14 protein-coding genes and 2 pseudogenes are annotated in these 21457 nt (G+C 43.2%); 7 read left to right on the top strand and 9 right to left on the bottom strand.

All coding sequences use genetic code 11. From position 1 onward, the window contains the following. Positions 1–2153 (bottom strand): ESPR-type extended signal peptide-containing protein (locus HMPREF2732_RS08975; RefSeq protein WP_148129052.1); only part of this gene is annotated, 2153 nt, incomplete at its 3' end. Positions 2154–2559: 406 nt separating this feature from the next. On the opposite strand from HMPREF2732_RS08975, the gene HMPREF2732_RS08980 reads away from it, so the two are divergent. Both HMPREF2732_RS08980 and HMPREF2732_RS08985 read left to right on the top strand, forming a co-directional pair. Next, positions 2560–3729 (top strand): EmrA/EmrK family multidrug efflux transporter periplasmic adaptor subunit, encoded by a 1170-nt coding sequence (locus HMPREF2732_RS08980; RefSeq protein ID WP_070592607.1) that lies wholly within the window; start codon positions 2560–2562, stop codon positions 3727–3729. Positions 3730–3737: 8 nt separating this feature from the next. Next, positions 3738–5264 carry a DHA2 family efflux MFS transporter permease subunit gene (locus tag HMPREF2732_RS08985; protein WP_070592610.1) on the top strand — a complete coding sequence of 509 codons (1527 nt, stop codon included), beginning with the start codon at positions 3738–3740 and terminating at the stop codon, positions 5262–5264. Positions 5265–5319: 55 nt separating this feature from the next. On the opposite strand, the gene uvrA is transcribed toward HMPREF2732_RS08985, so the two are convergent. Continuing rightward, a complete protein-coding gene (uvrA, locus tag HMPREF2732_RS08990; protein ID WP_070592612.1) occupies positions 5320–8151 on the bottom strand; it encodes an excinuclease ABC subunit UvrA in 2832 nt (943 codons plus the stop codon). 162 nt (positions 8152–8313) lie between these two features. Between uvrA and HMPREF2732_RS08995 the strand changes: the two genes are divergently transcribed. Then, complete coding sequence (locus tag HMPREF2732_RS08995) at positions 8314–8781, top strand: single-stranded DNA-binding protein (RefSeq protein ID WP_070592615.1); 468 nt, start codon at positions 8314–8316, stop codon at positions 8779–8781. A gap of 297 nt (positions 8782–9078) precedes the next feature. Next, a complete protein-coding gene (locus HMPREF2732_RS09000; protein WP_070592618.1) occupies positions 9079–9669 on the top strand; it encodes a hypothetical protein in 591 nt (196 codons plus the stop codon). A 430-nt stretch (positions 9670–10099) separates the two neighbouring features. Here HMPREF2732_RS09000 and HMPREF2732_RS09820 read toward each other — a convergent pair whose 3' ends face one another. The 3 genes and pseudogenes from HMPREF2732_RS09820 to HMPREF2732_RS09905 form a co-directional block, all read right to left on the bottom strand. Then, on the bottom strand, positions 10100–10321 hold the full coding sequence (locus HMPREF2732_RS09820; RefSeq protein ID WP_148129053.1) for a hypothetical protein: 222 nt from the start codon (positions 10319–10321) through the stop codon (positions 10100–10102). A gap of 29 nt (positions 10322–10350) precedes the next feature. Continuing rightward, positions 10351–12114, bottom strand: a complete 1764-nt coding sequence (locus tag HMPREF2732_RS09010; protein ID WP_070592623.1) for a monovalent cation:proton antiporter-2 (CPA2) family protein — start codon at positions 12112–12114, stop codon at positions 10351–10353. A 308-nt stretch (positions 12115–12422) separates the two neighbouring features. Then, positions 12423–12707 (bottom strand): annotated as a pseudogene (locus HMPREF2732_RS09905) (transposase); the annotation flags it as partial. 128 nt (positions 12708–12835) lie between these two features. Between HMPREF2732_RS09905 and HMPREF2732_RS09020 the strand changes: the two are divergent. Next, positions 12836–14179, top strand: coding sequence for an FAD-dependent oxidoreductase (locus HMPREF2732_RS09020; RefSeq protein WP_070592627.1), 1344 nt, complete (start codon positions 12836–12838; stop codon positions 14177–14179). A gap of 54 nt (positions 14180–14233) precedes the next feature. Here the strand turns inward: HMPREF2732_RS09020 and HMPREF2732_RS09025 are convergent. Further along, positions 14234–14836, bottom strand: a pseudogene (locus HMPREF2732_RS09025) (transposase); the annotation flags it as partial. Positions 14837–15658: 822 nt separating this feature from the next. Between HMPREF2732_RS09025 and HMPREF2732_RS09030 the strand changes: the two are divergent. Both HMPREF2732_RS09030 and HMPREF2732_RS09035 read left to right on the top strand, forming a co-directional pair. After that, on the top strand, positions 15659–16453 hold the full coding sequence (locus tag HMPREF2732_RS09030) for a formate/nitrite transporter family protein (RefSeq protein WP_070592631.1): 795 nt from the start codon (positions 15659–15661) through the stop codon (positions 16451–16453). A gap of 239 nt (positions 16454–16692) precedes the next feature. Continuing rightward, on the top strand, positions 16693–17766 hold the full coding sequence (locus HMPREF2732_RS09035) for a T6SS immunity protein Tli4 family protein (protein WP_070592633.1): 1074 nt from the start codon (positions 16693–16695) through the stop codon (positions 17764–17766). A 152-nt stretch (positions 17767–17918) separates the two neighbouring features. Here HMPREF2732_RS09035 and HMPREF2732_RS09040 read toward each other — a convergent pair whose 3' ends face one another. The 3 genes from HMPREF2732_RS09040 to HMPREF2732_RS09050 form a co-directional block, all read right to left on the bottom strand. Continuing rightward, positions 17919–18287, bottom strand: coding sequence for a rhodanese-like domain-containing protein (locus HMPREF2732_RS09040; RefSeq protein ID WP_014064271.1), 369 nt, complete (start codon positions 18285–18287; stop codon positions 17919–17921). A gap of 214 nt (positions 18288–18501) precedes the next feature. Further along, positions 18502–18708, bottom strand: a complete 207-nt coding sequence (locus HMPREF2732_RS09045; RefSeq protein ID WP_070592635.1) for a YnbE family lipoprotein — start codon at positions 18706–18708, stop codon at positions 18502–18504. Beyond that, a complete protein-coding gene (locus tag HMPREF2732_RS09050; RefSeq protein ID WP_070592638.1) occupies positions 18692–21439 on the bottom strand; it encodes a YdbH family protein in 2748 nt (915 codons plus the stop codon). Before HMPREF2732_RS09050 ends, HMPREF2732_RS09045 begins: the two co-directional genes overlap by 17 nt. Positions 21440–21457 lie beyond the last annotated feature (18 nt).

Here is a 21457-nt window from a genome sequence, read left to right on the forward strand (position 1 = left end):
GCGGCTTTCGCTGAAGAATCTGCCGCAGATGCTGAAGTACTTGCAGCTGTCGCTGAGCTATTTGCTGATGAAGCGGCACTTACAGCTGCTGAAGCTGCACTTTCAATTTTACTTAAGTTGCTGGTAACCACTTCCGCCGCTGATGTTGCCGCTGAAGCTGCTGTAGAGGCTAAAGAAACTGCATTACTTGCACTTGAAGCGGCTGTCTTGGCTGTTTCATTTGTTTGATCTAGCTGTGAAGTTACTGCATAAAGTTGTGAACCATTGATCGCTTCTGTTGAAGTCGCGGAAATATTTCCTGCTGCAACATTGATCAATTTACGCTCATCACCTACCGCACCTACGCTTACAAAGCTACCTGCACCTGCAACGGTTCCTTTGAAGCCACTATAGGTTAAATTACCCACAGTTGCTTCAGTTACATTTGCAATAGGATGAGAACCTGTCGTAGTTGAATGATTACCTAATACTACCGCTTCATCTAAACCCGCAGCGATATTTAAGTTATTACCCAATACAGCTGTACCGTTTGATGCAATAGTATTACCGTGTCCAATAATCGTGTTATTTTTAACACCATCTTTTACGTTATTTGCAACACCTACAGCAATGGTATTTTGAGTATTATTACCAACGAGGTTATATACCCCTAAAGCTGTACCATTATTCACATTTTCGCCAACCCAAGTGCGAGCACCAACTGATGTACCATTTGTTGTGCTGTTATCCACACCAGCGTAATGACCTAATGCTGTACCATCATTTGTATTTGGACGAACATAACTTCTTGAACCTACAACGGTTGCATTCACAGAATCTTTACCCGCTGCAGAGAATTGTCCAACTACAGTCGCATTCACTGAATTTGCTTCGGCCACAGAATTAGCACCTAATACGGTTGCATTTACTGTCCCTGTGCGAGCTGCACTATTAGACCCCACTACCACTGCATCTTCAGATGCTGCTGAAGCACCGTTACCCATAGCAATTGCATTATATGCTGTTTCGGTGGTTGTTGCTCGCATACCTGCTGTAATAGAAAATATACCTTGTGCACCAGCAGACGAACGAACTGAGCCGCCATTAGTTCTTAAACTCTCCTCTGAAGGAAGTCTATCTATATCTTCTGTTCCATCATTTACATGGAAATAAATATTAGCGGCTTGATTAGCTAACTCCAATGCATTGTTTGCGGTAGTCTTTGCTGTTGTTGCAGTCATACTTGCAGTTGTTGCAATAGTCTGACTGAGATCTGCAACACTTTTTGCCGCTGTTGCTGTAGTCTGAGCATTATCTGCGGTAGTTTGTGCATTATCTGCAGTCGTTTTAGCGGCTGTCGCCGTACTTGCTGTTGAATTTACGACTGTAATCACGTTGTAAAGCTGTGAACCATTAATCGCATCGGTAGAAGTTGCGCTAATTAAGCCTGCTGAAACATATTGAACCTGTCTAGCAGAGGTACTATTACCTACTGCGAGAACAGACGTTCCACTCTCTTGACCATTATTACCGACTTCATTTCCGTTAATTGTAATAGAGGTTAATGCATTACGAGCTCCAGTTACTGAGCCAGAACCTAACGCCACATCATCTGTATTTTTTGCATTAGCACTATTACCTAAAGCTATAGAGCTGCCACCACTTGCGGTTGCCTGGTTACCCGCAGCTACTGATTTTTCACCACTTGCAGTAGCTTGATTACCCAATGCCGTAGCGCTATTACCCGCATTTGCTAAACGCCCCAGAGCTACCCCCTGAGTTACTGACTGAGAGTTAGAACCAATAGCTACTGCATCTTGCCCATTAGCCAAAACAGTATGACCAATTGCAACACCTTTGATATTTCCTGTTGCGATTGAACCCGCTCCAATTACTACAGCTCCTGGTGCAGCAGAACTTCTTGCACCGAGTGCAATTGCTTCATATTTGCCATCACCTGCGCCTGCAGGTGCTGATGATGCCGCATATGCAGTGCTTGTGACATCTAAAAGCAGTAAAGACAATGCCGATAATTTAAAAATTCTTCCAAATGAGGCTTTACTTTCTACAGCCTTATTCTCACATGACGCCTTAGCCGCGCCTTTCGCTAATTCGGACGTTACTACCAACGACTGAGTAGTTCGATTCCAAATCACTTTAAAAATCTTATTCATAAAAAATAAAACTCCTTTGCATAAATTTAACTATTATAAAACTATGAGCCTGCCTCAAAACGCCCAAGCAGAAACCAATCCCCATTATCTAACACACGCTTAATAAAATCTAGGCATTTTCAATATAATTTATGTAAATGTATGTAAATAAATTATCCTAAAAAAAAACAAACACATATTAATTTTGCTTTTATATCCAAATACTATAACAAAATCCCACTCTCTGCTTTAGCAATACCGACACCTGTTTGTTATGAAAAAACGTCATTAAAATTGACCGCACTTTTATCTAAACAAGCGCGGTCATTCTTGAAATAATTCTAATTCACGTTCATAATGAACAAACATTCATATTTTATAGACTGAAGCTTTTTTTACTTCAGAATTTTCCGATAAGGCTCGCGTTATGTCCGATCAACAAACAGATACACCAACTTCCTCAAATAATAAATCTCAACAACGTAAAAAAGGGCTTTCCATTTTTATTCTTTTGCTTCTTCTGATTGCAATCGGTTCGGCGGCTTATTGGTATTTCTTTATTAAAGGCTTTGAAGAAACGGAAGATGCCTATGTCAGCGGCAATCAGGTGATGGTCTCATCACAAGTTGCGGGAAATATTTCGAAAATTAATGTTGATAATATGGATCCCGTACAAGCGGGCGATGTGTTATTAGAGTTAGATGACACCAATGCCAAATTAAGTTTTGAGCAAGCTAAAAGTAATTTAGCCAATGCCGTTCGCCAAATTTCTCAACTGAATTACACCGTAAAACAATTGAAATCTGCTGTTCGAGCGAATGAAATCACCCTTGCTCAAGCACAAGGGAATTTAAACCGTCGCGTTCAATTAGTGAAAGATGGAGCGATCGATAAAGAATCTTTCCAACACGCCAAAGAAGCCGTTGAACTCGCCAAAGCAAACTTAACAACCGCACAAAACCAGCTGGAGGCCAATCAAGCCTTGTTGTTAGACGGGCCTTTAAGTGAACAACCGCAAATTCAAAGTGCGGTCAGTAATTTGAAACAAGCTTGGTTGAATTTAGAACGCACAAAAATCCGCAGCCCAATTAAAGGCTATGTAGCTCGTCGCAATGCGCAAGTAGGACAAGCGGTTTCTGTTGGTGGAGCATTAATGGCAGTGGTGACTACCGATCAAATGTGGTTAGACGCCAACTTCAAAGAGACACAATTAACCCATATGCGAATTGGTCAGCCGGTTGAAATTCATTTCGACCTTTACGGCAAAGATAAAACCTTTAATGGAAAAGTCGTGGGAATTGAAATGGGTACGGGTAGTGCATTCTCATTATTACCAACCCAAAATGCGACAGGCAACTGGATCAAAGTGGTGCAACGTGTGCCTGTACGAATTCAACTAGATCCGCAACAGCTTATTGAAAACCCATTACGTATCGGTCTTTCTGCTACAGTGAAAGTAAATGTGAGTGATAGCCAAGGCGAAACCTTGCGTAACCAGGCACCAAACACAACACTTTATTCCACCAATGTGCTGCAATATGATGAAGGTGCGGTCAATAATTTGATCGAATCCATTATTCGCGACAATAGTTACTAGGTTTCACGATGTCGCAATCTCATTTTACGCCGGTACAAGGCGGTGCACTGGTTATTCTCACGTTAGCGCTCTCACTTGCGACTTTTATGCAGGTGTTAGATTCCACCATCGCTAACGTTGCCATTCCTACTATTGCAGGTGATTTAGGGGCTTCATCCAGCCAAGGCACATGGGTCATCACCTCGTTCGGTGTGGCCAATGCGATCTCAATTCCTATCACCGGCTGGCTAGCGAAACGTTTCGGCGAAGTGCGGTTATTTTTAATCTCAACCTTACTTTTCGTCCTTGCCTCTTGGCTTTGTGGCATTTCACATAGTTTGGAAATGTTGATTATTTGCCGCGTCATCCAAGGTGCGGTTGCCGGTCCAATCATACCGCTTTCTCAAAGTTTATTACTCAATAACTATCCGCCTAAAAAACGAGGCATGGCACTCGCATTTTGGTCAATGACCGTGGTCGTAGCACCTATCTTCGGGCCAATTCTGGGAGGCTGGATCAGCGATAACATTCATTGGGGTTGGATCTTTTTCATCAATGTTCCCATTGGATTAGCCGTCGTCTTAATGAGTTGGAAGATTCTAGGCAATCGAGAAAGCCAAATTTCTCATCAACCTATTGATACTGTTGGGCTTGTTTTACTGGTTCTCGGCGTAGGCTGTTTACAATTAATGCTGGACCAAGGAAGAGAGCAAGATTGGTTTAATTCAACGGAGATTATTGTTCTCACCGTGATTGCGATTGTGTGTTTAATCGCACTCACGATTTGGGAACTCACTGATGACAATCCCGTTGTGGATATTTCACTGTTCAAATCACGCAATTTTAGCGTAGGCTGCCTTTCAACCAGTCTCGCCTTTTTGGTGTATTTAGGGTCTGTTGTGCTTATCCCACTTCTACTCCAACAAGTTTATGGCTACACCGCCACCTGGGCAGGGCTCGCAGCTGCCCCAGTGGGATTATTACCGATTTTACTGTCTCCTATCATCGGTAAATTTGGGCATAAAATTGATATGCGAATTTTAGTCACGATCAGCTTTATGGTTTATGCCCTAACTTTCTATTGGCGAGCCGTGACCTTTGAGCCTAGCATGACCTTTGCCGATGTTGCCTTGCCACAATTTGTGCAAGGTTTAGCGGTCGCCTGCTTCTTTATGCCGCTGACCACCATTACGCTTTCAGGTTTACCGCCCGAAAAAATGGCTTCGGCGTCAAGCTTATTTAATTTCCTTCGAACCCTTGCTGGCTCGGTGGGAACATCCCTCACGACATTTATGTGGTATAACCGCGAAGCCGTGCATCATACTCAACTCACGGAAGCGATTACCCCATATAATCCGATTTCCCAACAGTTCTTCCAAACGATGGCAAGTTTTGGTTTAAGCGAAGAACAAACGGCATCATATCTCGCGAAACAAATCACCGCTCAAGGCTTTATTATTGGCGCTAATGAGATCTTCTGGTTATCTGCGATAATTTTCTTAGCATTATTTGTTATCGTCTGGTTCGCCAAACCACCTTTTGGAAATCGCCATTAAAAATCTCAAAAAAATAACCGCACTTTGATGATGCTCAAAAGTGCGGTTGTTTTTTCTAGCCTTTTGCTAAGATATCTTTCAGGAATCTCGCAGTATGCGAACCTTTGACTTTAGCCACGTCTTCCGGTGTGCCAGTCGCGATAATTTGGCCACCGCCACTGCCCCCTTCAGGACCAAGATCCACAATCCAGTCTGCGGTTTTGATCACATCTAAGTTGTGTTCGATCACCACGATGGTATTGCCTTGATCGCGTAAGCGATGTAACACTTCGAGAAGTTGTTTAATATCGGCAAAATGCAGACCGGTTGTCGGCTCATCCAAAATATAAAGGGTTTTACCGGTATCACGTTTTGAAAGCTCTGTCGCTAACTTAACACGTTGTGCCTCACCACCTGAAAGTGTGGTAGAAGACTGACCTAAACGAATGTAAGACAAGCCAACATCCATTAGGGTTTGCAATTTACGCGCAATCATTGGGATAGCATCAAAAAACTCACGGGCTTCTTCTACCGTCATATCTAATACTTGGTGAATAGTTTTGCCTTTGTATCGGATCTCCAAGGTTTCACGGTTATAGCGTTTACCTTTACATTGATCACAAGGTACATACACATCCGGCAAGAAGTGCATTTCAACTTTCAGCACACCATCACCTTGGCATGCTTCACAACGTCCACCACGCACGTTAAAGCTAAAACGTCCTGGGTTATAACCACGCGCACGCGCTTCTGGCACGCCAGCAAATAATTCACGAATTGGGGTAAATAATCCCGTGTAAGTCGCTGGGTTAGAACGCGGTGTACGACCGATCGGGCTTTGATTAATATCGATCACTTTATCGAAATATTCCAAGCCTTCAATGGATTTATAAGGCGCAAAATCCGTTTTCTCCGCACGATTTAAAGCATTTTGAGCCAGTGGGAATAAGGTATCATTAATTAACGTTGATTTGCCTGAACCTGATACCCCTGTGATGCAAGTAAATAAGCCTACTGGAATCTCTAAATTCACACCTTTGAGATTATTCCCTGTCGCACCTTTTAATTTTAAAAGTTTGCTTTTATCAAGTGCGGTTCGTTTTTTCGGAATTTCGATTTTTTCTTCGCCCGATAAAAATTTACCCGTAATCGAATTCGGGTTTGCCATAATCTCTTTGGCTGTCCCTTGTGCAATCACTTGGCCACCGTGTACACCCGCCCCAGGGCCAATATCAATAATATGATCGGCTTCTCGAATGGCATCCTCATCGTGCTCCACCACGATCACGGTGTTGCCCAAATTACGCAAGTGAATCAGCGTATTTAGCAAGCGTTCATTATCGCGTTGATGTAAACCGATTGAAGGCTCATCCAACACATACATGACGCCTACTAAGCCCGCACCGATCTGACTTGCAAGACGAATACGTTGCGCTTCACCACCCGAAAGAGTTTCGGCAGAACGAGAAAGGGAAAGATAATTCAAACCCACATTCACTAAAAATTCTAACCGCTCTCTGATCTCTTTCAGGATTTTTTCTGCAATTTGCGCTTTTTGACCTGTTAAGGTGAGTCCTTGGAAAAACTCAAGGCTTTCACCAATACTTTTCTCTGAAATTTGTGGCAAGTTAATGTTACCGATATACACGTTACGAGCTTCTGGACGAAGACGCGAGCCACCACAATCTGCACAAGGGCGGTTGCTGATATTTTTCGCCAATTCTTCGCGTACAGACATGGATTCCGTTTCTTTGTAACGGCGCGCCATATTATTCAAAATCCCTTCAAAAGGATGTTTGCGAATCACCACATCACCACGGTCGTTCATGTATTGGAATTCAATTTCTTCCTTGCCTGAACCATGCATCACAATATCTTTAATTTTCTGTGGTAAATCTTCGTATGGCGTTTCAATATCAAATTTATAATGTTTTGCTAGCGAAGTAAGCATTTGATAGTAATAGAAATTACGACGATCCCAACCTTTCACCGCACCGCCTGCGAGGGAAATGCTTTCATTTTGCACCACACGGCTTTCATCGAAGAACTGCTGAACACCTAAGCCATCACAAGTCGGACACGCCCCTGCCGGGTTATTAAATGAGAACAAGCGAGGCTCTAATTCTGGTACGGAATAGCCACAATGCGGACAAGCAAAATTCGCCGAGAAAACCAACTCTTCAGCTTTAGGATCATCCATATCAGCCACAACTGCCGTACCGCCTGAAAGCTCCAAAGCCGTTTCAAAAGATTCTGCTAAACGTGTGGCTAAATCTGACCGCACTTTAAAACGGTCCACCACCACTTCAATGGTATGCTTTTTCTGTAAAGCAAGTTCTGGCGGATCAGATAAATCACAGATTTCACCATCAATTCTTGCGCGAATATAACCTTGTGCCGCTAAACTATCTAACAGCTTAACATGCTCACCTTTACGGTTTTTCACCACAGGCGCAAGCAACATCATTTTGCTTTCTTCAGGCAAGCTTAAGACTTTATCCACCATTTGGCTGATGGTTTGCGCCGTTAATGGCACATCATGCTCAGGACAACGCGGCTCCCCTACGCGAGCAAACAGCAAACGCAGGTAATCATAAATTTCTGTGATCGTGCCCACGGTTGAACGCGGGTTATGAGAAGTGGATTTTTGCTCAATAGAAATCGCTGGTGACAAGCCCTCAATCGAATCTACATCCGGCTTTTCCATCAAAGAAAGAAACTGACGCGCATAGGCAGAGAGCGATTCCACATAACGGCGCTGCCCTTCCGCATAAAGCGTATCAAATGCTAAAGAAGATTTGCCTGAACCGGACAAGCCTGTAATGACAATTAATTTATCGCGCGGAATGGTTAAATTGATGTTTTTAAGGTTGTGAGTTCTAGCCCCACGAATGTCGATAGTATCCATAAAAAAAGCGATTGCCTTAAGAAAATAAATTCAAAAATTGCGACTATTATCGCATATTTCAATATCTGTGCAAATATCCAGTTAATTTTTATGGATCTTTTGTTTCTTTTAAGGCAAAATAGCCAAAATTTTTCACCTTATTTCTAAAATATAGAGGATTCTATGGCAGGTATTAATAAAGTAATCATCGTGGGTAATTTAGGTAACGATCCTGAAATCCGCACGATGCCAAATGGCGAAGCGGTAGCAAATATCAGTGTGGCAACAAGTGAAAGCTGGACAGATAAAAACACAGGTGAACGTCGTGAAGTGACCGAATGGCACCGCATCGTGTTATATCGTCGTTTAGCGGAGATTGCAGGTCAATACTTACGTAAAGGTTCGCAAGTTTATGTTGAAGGTCGTTTAAAAACCCGTAAATGGCAAGATAACAATGGCCAAGATCGTTACACTACTGAAATCCAAGGTGATAACTTACAAATGTTAGGTGGTCGTAATCAAGATATGGGCGGTTATACACCTGCACAATCAGCACCACAACCAAGCTATCAATCTCGTCCAACACAATCTGCGTCAGCTCCACAAGCTGAGCCACCAATGGATGCATTTGATGACAACATTCCATTCTAAATTGTATTGATACAAGATTATCTATACGAAGAGAGGCCTTTCATTGAAAGGTCTCTTTTTATCTCTCATTTTGACATCAATTATTCGTATGCCTTATCTCGATCAAGCACTAAAACGCAATAAATATTCAATTTATTGCACCGCATCCGAATCTAATATATCTTTATTTGAATACTGGAAAATAGTATAGATATCAAGGAGAACATTTCTTAGATGGGCAACATCACTCGAATCAGGAAAAAGAAAACGATGTATCTTTGCTTTATTTCCTTTGAACATCTTTAGGAGTAAGAATATATGGGAAATTTTAAACAAATCCTTTCGAAATTATCTGTTATTTTTTTATTGTTCTATTCGCAAAATATATTTTCCATGACACAAACCGAAATCCAATTGGAAAAAGCCTATTTAGCAGAAATGATTGATATTGCATCTGAAATTATGGAGAAAAAACAATCTGTTGATCCTGATTTATTGCAATATAAACGTAGGAATATCAAGGTTCTTACTCATACAAACATGAAAAACGGTTATACAATCTACACTTTGGAAAAATCAAAAGTTCATTTGGTTGTACCTAAAGAGTTAAAACAGAATACAAAACTTAATCTCTATTGGGATGAAAGTGAAGGTTCAATAAATATCCTATTTGACAAAGATGAATTGACAAAATACTTTCATCTGAATCTTAAAAAAAGTGAGGAAAAATCAGAAACACTGAAAACGGCTTTTGATGAGACCACATATTTTTTCACATCCTATGAATTTTCTATCGATAAATACCCTAACGTTACCGTTGAGTTTCGTCTCTACCATTCACCCGGTACGACATTCAGATTGGACTACCCGACTGAATTTACGCGGATTTTGATTTATAGAAAAATGTAACAAACGATGTTTCCTTATACCGTTTCTAACTTGGACGACATTGTTCCACCACCGACCGCACTTTAGAAGAAAAAAACGCAGTGGTAAGCTTTAAAGCGAAATTAGAGAAATAGATCACTATCACTGAATAAGAATTCAGTAATCACATGATGACTTGCTGGTACACCAAATGTATAATAGATAGAGTTCACTCTAATTATTTTTATAAATATAAAAGGTAAACTATGAAAAAAAATAATCGCATTATTATTTGTAGGCTTATCTTCATTTCTGACTGCGTGTAGCAGTCATTTAGATACGAGTAGCTTGCCGATTGAAGTCTATAATCATACATCCAAAGCTATTAACTTTAATATGACAAATGCTACTGAAAAAGACTGGAAAGGCTGGGAACTAGGCTATGGAGGCGAGCTTAAATCAGTAGCTGCGTTTAGTTCAGATACTGGCGCTGGAGGCTTATGGCGTCTTCCTCGAACTGGGCTGGTATGCTTATCAAATGAAGCTCATCGGCACAGGCAACACCCCGCAGCCGAAACGCTCCGCGTGGGCGGAACTGTTCCGCCTGCTGAAAAACATCCGCCAACACCGCCTGCGTTCCGAACGGGCGTAAAAAGTGCGGTGGAATTTTTGCAATTTTTCGCTTAAATTCCATCGCTTGTAGCTACAAAAGTGCGCTCTATTTTACGAATTTTTCTTTATATTCCCCAACAGTAATCTGCGCCCTTCAAATTCCTTGCCGGCAATTTCCAAAGCGAAGCGTTCTTTGTCGGCGTCGCGTACTTTGTCGTGTACGGCACGTAATTCCTGCACGCTAGCACCCAATGCCTTGACGATTTCATCACCCATTTTCATGGAAGAATAGAAGGTTTCGCGCACTACGAAATCCGCTTCCGCTTTCACTAGGGCCAGCGCATTGCGTCTATCCCAGGCGCGCACGAACACCTTGGCGTTCGGGTTGATATGACGAATATTTTCCACAATTCTGACCGCACTTTCTCCGTTGTCCACGCATACCGCTACGATGTCGGTGTGTTCCACGCCGCTGGCATGCAGCACGTCGGCGCGGGTGGCTTCGCCGTAATAGACTTTGAAACCGTATTCGCGTGCGACGTTGATGATGTCGGGATCGTTGTCCAGAATGGAAATGGTGGCACCGTAGGCTAGCGGCATTTGGCTGACCACCTGCCCCATGCGCCCGAATCCGATAATCAGCACGTTGCCGTTGAGTTCACCCGCATGTTCTTCCACATCGTCCACTGCCGCAGCTGCGCGGGGTTCTTTGACACAGCGGTCGAACAGCATAACGCTGAAGGGTGTCGTAATCATGGAGAGCACCACGATTGCCGTCATATTCGCTAGCACTTCCGCATTAATCGCCCGTTGTGCGGCAGCAGAGGCGAGTAATACGAAGGCGAATTCACCGCCCTGCGACATCAGTACGGCGCGGTGTATCGCGGTGTAATGGCTTGCTTTGGCAAAACGCGCCACTCCATAAATGGCAAAGCATTTCAAGATAATCATCAGTACAGTGGCGGAAAGAATTACCTTCCAGTTATTGAGCACCGTTGCCACATCCAGCGACATCCCGACAGCTAAGAAAAACAGCCCGAGCAAAAGGCCTCGGAACGGTTCGATATCCGCTTCAAGCTGATGACGGAAGTCGGATTCCGACAGCAGCACTCCCGCCAGAAACGCCCCCATCGCCATAGACAGACCGCCCAGCTCCATTAAATAAGCCGCACCGAGTACCACCAGCAGCGCGGCGGCAGTCATCACCTCGCGTGCTTTGGATTTTGCCAGAATTTTAAACAGCGGATTGAGCAGCCAAATACCTGTCGCAATCAACGCTGCCAAAGAAAGCGCGGCAACACCGATTTTCTGCCATAGCGGTACGGCATCGGCAACGGCATTGGGATTATCGGGTGCTAGAAATGCTACAATCGCCAGCATGGGCACAATCAGCAAATCTTCAAACAGCAAAATGGAGACAATGCGCTGACCTTGCGGTGTGCTGATTTCATGACGTTCGTCCATAATCTGCATGACCATTGCGGTGGAGGTGAGTGTAAAACCTACCGCCGCAATAAACGACATCACTAAAGAAAAACCGTAAGCTAGCCCGATTAGGGTAAGGAACAGACTGGAAAGCGTCACCTGCAGGGTACCCAAGCCGAAAATCTGATTACGCAATTTCCATAAATGCGACGGCTTCATTTCCAGCCCGATCAAAAACAGAAACATCACCACGCCGAATTCCGCAATATGCAAAATAGCGTGGGAATCGGTAATGAGCTTTAATCCGAAGGGTCCGATAACCAGCCCCGCAGCCAAATAACCCAGAATCGAGCCTAGACCTAAACGTTTAAATAACGGCACGGCAACTACCGCCGCCCCCAATAACACCACCACGTGCAATAAATCGCCGTCAGCCGCTTCTACCGCCATAATTCCTGCCTTTGTTAATTCATAAAAATTTTTCGTATTATAAAGAAAAATCGCCGTAACACAAGGAAGCCGTCATTTGACGGCTTCCTCTAAGAAAAGTGCGGTCGGTTTTTGTTAAATTATTGTACTTTGCCGTCGATTTCGATCGGGGTATATTCCACCGGCAGCCAAGTGTAGCTGCCGTTGCTTTCGGCACGGATGTGTCCGATGCCGGGGAAGGGCATATGTGCGCCAGCTATCTAGATTTTACGTGTGGCGGCATCTTTGAGCGCGTCTTGGCGGCTGGCGCGTGCCTGTTTGGGGTCGCTGTCAAACTCAATGGCGATTTCGGGATCAAGCATTTGCAGTGTGAGGCTGTGTTCGAGTTCGGGATCGGAGAGTCTGTGCCATTGTCCGAGCAGGACGGCTTTGAACATGGACAACAGGGGATAGGCGGGACAGTCGCGGTGGTCTCGGAGATAACGGGTTCTTTGACGGTTCAGGTACTGTTCGATCGGTTGCCAATCAATCACCTGATCCAACTTCAATAGAGGGAAGCGGTTGATGTGTTTGGCAATCACGGCTTGGGCGGTTTGCTGGAAGAAGGTAGTCATAAAAAATCCCCTAAATGTCTTAGTGGGAATTTAGGGGATTTTGGGGGAATTTTGCAAAGGTCTTATGTAAAAACAAATCGATAAGGTCTATAATTGGTGCGCAATCCATCATTTCACGGAGACAAATTATGCACACACAAAATCTTATTATCGGCTTTGGCAAAGCGGGCAAAACGCTGGCGGCGGATTTGGCGAAACACGGGCAACAGGTCGTGCTGGTGGAACAGTCGGCGCAGATGTACGGCGGCACTTGCATCAACATCGGCTGTATTCCCAGCAAAAAACTGATTGTCGAGAGCGAGCAGCGCGGGCATAACGCCGACAAAGCGGCGGTGTTTGCGGCGGCGATGAACGCGAAAAACACCCTGATTCCGAAATTGCGCGCCGCCAATTTCGCCAAACTGGACAATCTGGACGGCGTAACCGTGCTCAACGCGCGCGCCGAGTTTCTCGATGATCGCACGGTCAAACTGACTGACCCAGACGGCGGCGAGCAAACCCTTACCGCCGAACGCATTTTCATCAACACCGGTGCCACCCCGCGCCGCCTGGGCGTAGCGGGCGAAGACAGCCCGCGCGTACTGGACAGCACCGGTGTACTCGCGCTGAACGAACGCCCGCGCCGCCTCGTCATCATCGGCGGCGGCTACATCGGCTTGGAATTTGCCTTTATGTTCCACGCTTTCGGCAGCGAAATCACCATTCTCGATGGCGGCGACCGCTTCCTGCCGCGTGAAGATCGCGACATCGCCGAAGAAATGCTGCGCGTATTAAACAGCAAAGGCATCAAGGTGTTGCAAGGCGTGAAAATTGAAGCGTTCCGCGACAATACGGCGGACACCAGCGTCATCACCTCGCAAGGCGAATTTACCGCCGACGCGGTGCTGGTGGGCGTAGGCCGCATGCCGAACACGCAAGGATTGGGCTTGGCAAACGCGGGCATCGAAACCGACCCGAGCGGCTTCATCCTCGTTGACGACCATCTGCGCGTGCAAGGCAAAAACCACATCTGGGCGATGGGCGACGTGGCGGGCAGCCCGATGTTCACCTACATCTCGCTCGACGACTATCGCATCGTGCGCGAACAGCTTTTCGGCGACGGCAAACGCAACCGCGCCGACCGCACCCCGTTCCCGACCGCCACCTTTACCGAGCCGCCGCTCGCCCATATCGGCTTAACCGAAACCGCCGCGCAGCAATCGGGGCGCGAGGTGAAAGTGTTGAAACTGAAAGCCGACGCGATTCCGAAAGCCAAAATCCTCAACCAAACCGACGGCCTGCTCAAAGCCGTGGTGGACGCGCACAGCGGCGAAATCCTCGGCGTAACCCTGTTCTGCGCCGAAGCGCACGAAATCATCAACCTGTTTAAAATGGCAATCGATTTCCGCGTCCCTGCCCGCTATGTCAAAAACCAAATCTTCACCCACCCGACCATCGCCGAAGGGCTGAACGATTTGTTCGCGGGCTGCTAAAAAACTGGTTGTAAAACGACCGCACTTGATACGGAAATGCCATCTGAAAGCGATTTCAGAATCGATGTGGGTATGTTGTTTCGTAACCGAGTCTGTATAAACCGTTTTTCTTTGTCCAACGGGCATCTTTGTCTTTACTCGGTGTGGTTTGACCGCTGACTTGTCCTTCGTCATCGACTTCTATGGCCTGACGCTGTTTGCCGCCGGCGGTTTGAATAATGGTGGCGTCAATGACGGCGGCGGATGCTTTCTCTACTTTTAGGTCTTTTTCAGTCAGTTGGCGGTTAATCAGTTGCAGCAATTCGGACAGGGCGTCGTCTTGCGCCGCCAGTTGCGGTAGCGGCATAAGGTGCTGTAATCGGGGATGCTCAGTTCGTCGAAACGGCAAAACAGGTTGAAGTCGATGCGGGTAATGAGGCTGTGTTCGAGTTCGGGATCGGAGAGGCTGTGCCATTGTCCGAGCAGGACGGCTTTGAACATGGACAGCAGGGGATAAGCTGGACGGCCGCGGTGGTCTCTAAGGTAACGGGTTCTTTGACGATTCAGGTACTGTTCGATCGGCTGCCAATCAATCACTTGATCCAACTTCAATAGCGGGAAGCGGTCGATGTGTTTGGCAATCATGGCTTGGACGGTTTGTTGGAAGAAGGTGCTCATGAAAAATCCCCTAAATGTCTTGGTGGGAATTTAGGGGATTTTGAGGGGATTTTGCAAAGGTCTCAAAAGGAGAAAAAATATTACAAACAGCTGTTCCGTTAATTGAGCAAATTGATGAGTTATTTTTCGGAAAGTTGAATAACGACGAAGAACAATTTAAGCATTTTCTTGTTAGATTAAACAAAGAATAAGAATATTATTTATGGAGTTGTCAATTTTGATAACTCCATACTACATTTGAAACTCAAAAATAGAGCATAGCTATAGAACAGAAATTTATTCAAGAGAATTATTTACACCAAAGTATAGAAGTCCTCTGTTTTTATTTTCAAAAAGTAAAACAGAGAACATAAATGGTTGGCTCTTGAAAGCAATGTGTAAAAATTTTACGTTAATATTGTAAAATATAATGATATAATTACTCTGTTATCGGGGTTATTTTTACGTATTTTTAAGGAAGTTATCAATATTTGATTGCAACAAGTTGAAATAATTAGAGTTTTATTTTTCATTCTTTCCTTATATAGAAACAACCCTTTTAAGTTACATATAATTTAAAAACAAAAGCGTTGTTCTATATCGCTAGAACAACGCTTTTTCTATACATACAAGCAGTCAAATTTTTATAATTTCTTGCAAAAATTCATTAAATTTTGACCGCACTTTGCCCTCAAAAAAAGAACCTAGACACCTAATTTTAGGTTCGGATTATTATTCAATTTCGTTATAACTAAAAATCAGTACATATACTTAACAATTCTTTCGGTTTTGCTATGTGCTTTGCTACATTTTTACTATCTTATTTTCACTAGAGGTACAACTATGCAGCATCGCGATCTTTATCCCCACGAAATCTTACAAGATGTTATTGATAAAAGTTATGCTAAGTCGCAAGGACACTTAAAAACACTCTCTATTTTAAGTTTTTTAGGTGGCGGCTATGTGAGTTTTGGTTATATGGCCTATTTAAAAGTCGTGAGCGGCATTCCTCCAGAGTGGAGTGGACTATCAACATTACTTGGTGCAGCCGTGTTTCCTATTTGTTTGATTTGTATCCTAATCGGTGGTGGTGAATTAGCCACGGGAAATATGATGATGATGGCATTAGGCCGTTTAACCAAAAGAGTAAGCCTTAAAAAATTATTTCGTAACTGGATTGTCGTGAGTTTGGGCAACCTTCTCGGTGCGCTGTTTATGGCCTATTTCTTAGGGCATTATGTCGGTTTATCAGAAGGTGCTGCTGCCGCTAAAACCATCGCGATTGCCGAGGCTAAAGTGCAAATGAATTTTGGTCGTGCCTTTGTTTCAGCTATTGCCTGTAACTGGATGGTCTGCATGGGTATTTGGTTCTATTTTGGCGCCAAACAAACCTCTGGTCGTATCCTAGCCATATGGTTCCCTGTGATGATTTTTGTGCTTATCGGATTACAACACTTTGTCGCCAATATGTTTATTATTCCTGCCGGGATTTTTGCTGGTGCTAATGTGACTTGGAGCCAATTCTTCTTCAATATGATTCCTGTCTTTTTAGGCAATGTTACCGGTGGTGCAGCATTTGTCGGTGCATCTTATCTTTACGCCTATCGTCACTTATTAAAAGAAGATTATTGTATTTAGTAAACGAAAATCTGCCCGCACTTTGGCGTGAAAAAGGTCTTTTGAAATGTCAAAAGGCCTTTTATTCTCTCTAAAATGTATTGAATCCCCTTTTAATTAACCTCTCTTGAATAGTGTAAAGTTGCACTTTACATTAAAAGCATGTAAACTCATCTATTAAGAGCAATATGGAAAGAAAAACGTTAGCAAAACTGCCATATTATTTAGCATTCTCAAATTTACAATAAGGAAGAAATCACATGCCGAAGATGAAAATTTCTAGACTGATGTTTTATAGCACTGTTTTGACTAGTGTTATGTTGTCTTCTTGCAGTCAACATCCCCAAACCCACTCAGCAGTAGAAAATACAGCAAGCAATTATGCTCAAAATGCGGCAACGTATTGGACTGAGCAGCCATTTTGTAGTGGGCGTTACCAAATTAACTTACCAGCTAACCGTATAAGTGGGACTGGTTGGCTTCGATATAATGGTTGGCAGATAAGAGTGCGACCAGATTATTGGAATCTGGAAGTAGAATCCGTATTAGAGGTTAAAGAAAAAGGATATAATGGAAGTGATATTTTTATAGAAAACCGTACAATCTTTCCTAATAAAGCGATAGCGATGGTGACACAGGCTCCGGGTTCTTGGGAACACTCGGTGTCAAAGCACCTAAAAGGTATGCTCTATTATGTCGATTTCTATTTCAAGCTAGGTAAGAACGATGACTATTCTATTAGAGCTTTTGTGCGCATTATGCCTGTTAATGGCAAAACTCCCCCAAACCTGAAACAGCTGGAAAAAAGCAAAGTTGACGAAGCTATTGGGCAGATACGAAATGATTTTTTCGACAAGCTGAGAGATCGTAAAGATACTGAAATGCCACAGCAACAAGGTGTCTGTTTAACAGAAGGATTTATTGCCGATAAGGGAACTGAGCCGTTTTTTGGCAGTGCAGGCATCAAAATCAAAGACTATAAAGACGTTTATGCCGAGCTAACGACGGGTGGATCTTTGGAGGAAGATGATAAACCGCTATTAGAACGAGATCTTTTCACTAAAGATAGTGCTTTGGATAAACTCTTCTCATGGGCGAAATACAGCACCATCCGCAAAGGAAATCGCAATATCAATGGCATGACCGGCAGTGAAAAACTGGTTAAGTGGCAGGGAAATCGATATCTATTTATCTGGGAAAAAGATGATGGCAGTGTGAGATTTAAGATGACGTTCGGTGCCAATGAGAAAAATACTAAGGGTTCGCCACTCAGTGAGAAAGAGGCCTTAACCGCTTGGGATGCAATATTGCCGACATTGAAAAAACGACTTTAAACAAGGGACTACTGCAGTTAAATTGAAGTAAAAAAACAAGCGGTCGAGTTTTTAAGACGATTTGCAAAACACTTAAAAATTTGACCGCTCTTTATAGTAAAAATCCCCTACTGCTCTGCTCTAGGGGATTTTTGCTTTAAATAATGTGCTGTTTATTTCAAACCTTTTTTTACCAAATCTTCATAACCACCATGGTTAGTAACATTGGTATAGCCTGCATTTTTCAGCTCAGTGAGTGCAGCTTCGGCACGGCGACCACTACGGCAGTAAAGGTTGATCGGTGCATCTTTATCTGAGCCAATCGCTTTCACACCTTCAATGATTTTATCATGTGGAATATTCACCGCATCTTGTAAATGACCTGCGTTAAATTCCTCGGCTGAACGTACATCAATCCAAACGCCTTTTGCTTTTTCCGGTTGTACTGCACTTTGTTCTGTTTGTGGCGCAGTATTCGCAGAAGCAAAAAAAGGTACAGCAATGGCTGCCGCAGAAAGTACCGCTGTGAATAATTTTTTCATTATTCAATCTCCTATTAAATAGAAATAATATATTTACCTAAATAAATTTAAGGGTTATGTAAAACTAATAGTCATCATACGCCTAAACATAAAGATAATAAACTGTAAATAAAGTAAAAATTAAGTAAAATTTTCGTAAAATTTAACCGCACTTAAAAATGAAAAAAGACCATCTAAAATCTAACATTCAGACGGCCTTTTTTAATTGATTCAATTATTTCTTCTCAGGATCAACTTCGCTCACGGCTTTTTGCGATTTTTCATCCATTTCCACTTTAATATTGTGGTCAACCACCACATTCATATTAATAGTGATGCCTTCCTTTGGCGTATCCAATTGAATGGTTGGAGTGCAAGCTGTGAGTGTAAACATCGCCGCAAAAATAAAAAAGTGCGGTTGAAATTTAAGGTGTTTTATCATTTGTCTTGTCTAATTGCTTATAAATTTTATATTGCAGATTTTGTTCAAATTGCGAGCCATAGTCAATCATATTCCACAATTCAAACATATTTTCTTGGTGCGTATAATTTAACGTTATCGGATTATGAGTTCGCTTGGTTGGATTAAATCCACTAATGCTCGCACGTAATGTCATTTGTCCTTTCGGATCGAGCGTCAGTGCCGCATGAGAATTTTGCAGTTCCATTTCTTTTAATAAATCCACCAAAATATTCTCTGTCCAACCACCTTTTTTCAGCCCTTTCACCATTTCATCCGTTAATTTGATGGATACATTTCCCACTTGTTCCAATGTGCCATTACAAATTAAACATTCCTTATGTCCGAGCCAAAATGGCAAGGTCGCATTAGCTCGGCCGGTTAAGGTTACTTGATTATATTGTGCCAAAGCTAACACTTGGGCTAAATCGATATTGGTAAAAGAAAGTGTCGCCATTTTACTTTGTGGGAAAGTGAGCTGAGGGATCGTCAATTCACCATCAAATAAAGATACCTTCACATTTTTTAAGATAAGTGGGTTTTTCATGGTATTCGGATAGTGCCCGAATAAATCCAATTCCCCATTTGCAACAGAAAGTGCTCCATAGCGAATATTTTTAGTCGAAATATGAATGGGTTTGCCCGAAGCCACTTGTAATGCCTCGTTTTCATAATTCATTGGGAAGCGAATATTCAAGCCATAAACTTCACCATCTGGCATGGTGATTTTACCGTTTTTCAGGTTCAGTTCCCCGCCCATTTTCACGCCATTGGTATTAATCACGAATTTGCTCTGTCCTTTGATGCTACCCTCATGAATTAACCAGTTCCATTTTTGTGGGAAGAGTGATTGGAACACTTTTGCGGATTGTTCTTTCCAGCTGATTTCGCCTGAAAGTGCGCTATTCTGATATACGCCTAAGACATCTAATGGCCCAAGCGAGCCCGCCTTTAAATCACCTGCAAAATTGAAGTTACTGATACTCTTACCATCAATGCCTAAGCCAAAAATGGGCGAAACAAAACGACCTCCATAAGCAAATTCAATCCAATCAGTTTTCGCTTGCAACAAGCCGCGAATATGTTCTTCTTCATAATCCCAGCGGAGTCGATCTTTAAGTTCCAATGAAAGTGGCGCCATTTTTACCTCTTTCATTTTGACTTCTTTGGAATGAGCAGAAAGTTGATTTAATTCAATATGATCGGCTTCCCAAAAACCCTTACCTTCCATTTTGACTGGCGTATTTAAGGATTTCCAGTTTGCGCTTCCATTGATAATCCAATCCCAACGGTTTGTCGCTTGCTTTTCCACCGACTGTAACTTATGTTCTTCATCTCGGAAGTCAAACACGGTTTTAATACCGGCAATAAACTCGTGAGCGTTTCCGTCTAATTTTAAATTGAGATTTTCAAACTGCGGGGTTGTGCCATTCAACGTTGCCTGCAAACGCCCTTCTAAGCCATAACGACCGATAATAATGTCATCTAACGGTAAACGAACATGTAACTTGGTGCCCTCTTGTTCGTTATCCATTTTAAAGACCGACCCCGGATAAAAATACACCACGGGATGCGTAAAAATCCCACCTAGATGATAAGTTAAATTGGTGAGTGCCACAGTCGAGTTATAACGTAAATCCCCACGTGTTTTCAGCTCAAAATCCAATTCATTATTATCATCGCCACCACCGATTTCGCCATTTTTGCCTGAAATCACGATCTCCCCTTTGCCCATTTCGCCAAAGGTTTGCAAGATCACGTTCATATCAATGCTTAACGGCAACAAGCCCTCTGCTGCACGGTGGATAGATAACCCAAGGAAGCCTTTAATCGGTTGATAGCTGTCGAAAGTCCAGTAAAATTTCCCCCATGAAATATCCAAACCGTCTTTGGTGAAGACGAAAGGCACATCCAACAACGGAGAATTTGCCGTTAAATCTTGAACATTTAACTGACCATCCGCACCTTGCCACGACACTTTTGCCTCGCCTTTTGTGACGGCTAGTTCTGGGTTATTCCAATTGAATAAAACATTTCCTTGTTGAGGAAGTTGAGAAAGATCGGGCTCAAAATTTGCAGTGAACTGAAGATCATAGGTTTTATCGCCTGATTGTTTGATATCGGTATTGCCTGTCCATTGGAAGATCCCATCTCGTGGCGTAACAGTGGATTGATGATGCAGCTCAAGCCCATCATTATTCGCTTGTGCTTCTAGTGCTAATTGGTTGCCGTTATAGTTTGCATCTAACGCCCAATCAGCCGATAAAAAAGGCTGCAGCGCGGCTTGTTTTAGTGCGTCGGTATTTGTTAATTGAAAGTGTTTAACTTTGACATCAGAAATAGGCAATGCCGCCCAAAGTGCGGTTAAATTTGGCGGTGTTTTTTCAGCGTTATCGCTTGGCAAATGAGTTAAACAATCATAATTCAAGCTAGCCTTTTCAATATCAAGACTATGCGTATTCCACCAAGTGAGTTGCGCATCATTGAGGTTTATGAGGGTACATTGATCTGTTTTCACTTTTAGCTCAGGTAGCGTTAAACCTGTCGCTTTCCATTGCCAGTCATCAGCTAATTCAATGTGATAATGTGGTGCTAAAAAATGATTTGCAAGTTGTTCCACTCGTTTCGGGGTCGCAAAAACGCGCACTAAGCCAACGCTTACTACGATCAAGAGCAACAAAATAATCAAAGCCCACAGGCAACGCTTTCGCATAGTTTCCCCAATTACGCG

The sequence above is a fragment of the Haemophilus sp. HMSC061E01 genome, from assembly GCF_001810345.1.
Classification (GTDB): domain Bacteria; phylum Pseudomonadota; class Gammaproteobacteria; order Enterobacterales; family Pasteurellaceae; genus Haemophilus_D.

Bases quoted from the DNA above. Each gene is read 5' to 3' on its own strand.
- HMPREF2732_RS08980 (WP_070592607.1), top strand. From the start codon at position 2,560: ATGTCCGATCAACAAACAGATACACCAACTTCCTCAAATAATAAATCT.
- HMPREF2732_RS08985 (WP_070592610.1), top strand. From the start codon at position 3,738: ATGTCGCAATCTCATTTTACGCCGGTACAAGGCGGTGCACTGGTTATT.
- uvrA (WP_070592612.1), bottom strand. From the start codon at position 8,151: ATGGATACTATCGACATTCGTGGGGCTAGAACTCACAACCTTAAAAAC.
- HMPREF2732_RS08995 (WP_070592615.1), top strand. From the start codon at position 8,314: ATGGCAGGTATTAATAAAGTAATCATCGTGGGTAATTTAGGTAACGAT.
- HMPREF2732_RS09000 (WP_070592618.1), top strand. From the start codon at position 9,079: ATGGGAAATTTTAAACAAATCCTTTCGAAATTATCTGTTATTTTTTTA.
- HMPREF2732_RS09820 (WP_148129053.1), bottom strand. From the start codon at position 10,321: ATGGAATTTAAGCGAAAAATTGCAAAAATTCCACCGCACTTTTTACGC.
- HMPREF2732_RS09010 (WP_070592623.1), bottom strand. From the start codon at position 12,114: ATGGCGGTAGAAGCGGCTGACGGCGATTTATTGCACGTGGTGGTGTTA.
- HMPREF2732_RS09020 (WP_070592627.1), top strand. From the start codon at position 12,836: ATGCACACACAAAATCTTATTATCGGCTTTGGCAAAGCGGGCAAAACG.
- HMPREF2732_RS09030 (WP_070592631.1), top strand. From the start codon at position 15,659: ATGCAGCATCGCGATCTTTATCCCCACGAAATCTTACAAGATGTTATT.
- HMPREF2732_RS09035 (WP_070592633.1), top strand. From the start codon at position 16,693: ATGCCGAAGATGAAAATTTCTAGACTGATGTTTTATAGCACTGTTTTG.
- HMPREF2732_RS09040 (WP_014064271.1), bottom strand. From the start codon at position 18,287: ATGAAAAAATTATTCACAGCGGTACTTTCTGCGGCAGCCATTGCTGTA.
- HMPREF2732_RS09045 (WP_070592635.1), bottom strand. From the start codon at position 18,708: ATGATAAAACACCTTAAATTTCAACCGCACTTTTTTATTTTTGCGGCG.
- HMPREF2732_RS09050 (WP_070592638.1), bottom strand. From the start codon at position 21,439: ATGCGAAAGCGTTGCCTGTGGGCTTTGATTATTTTGTTGCTCTTGATC.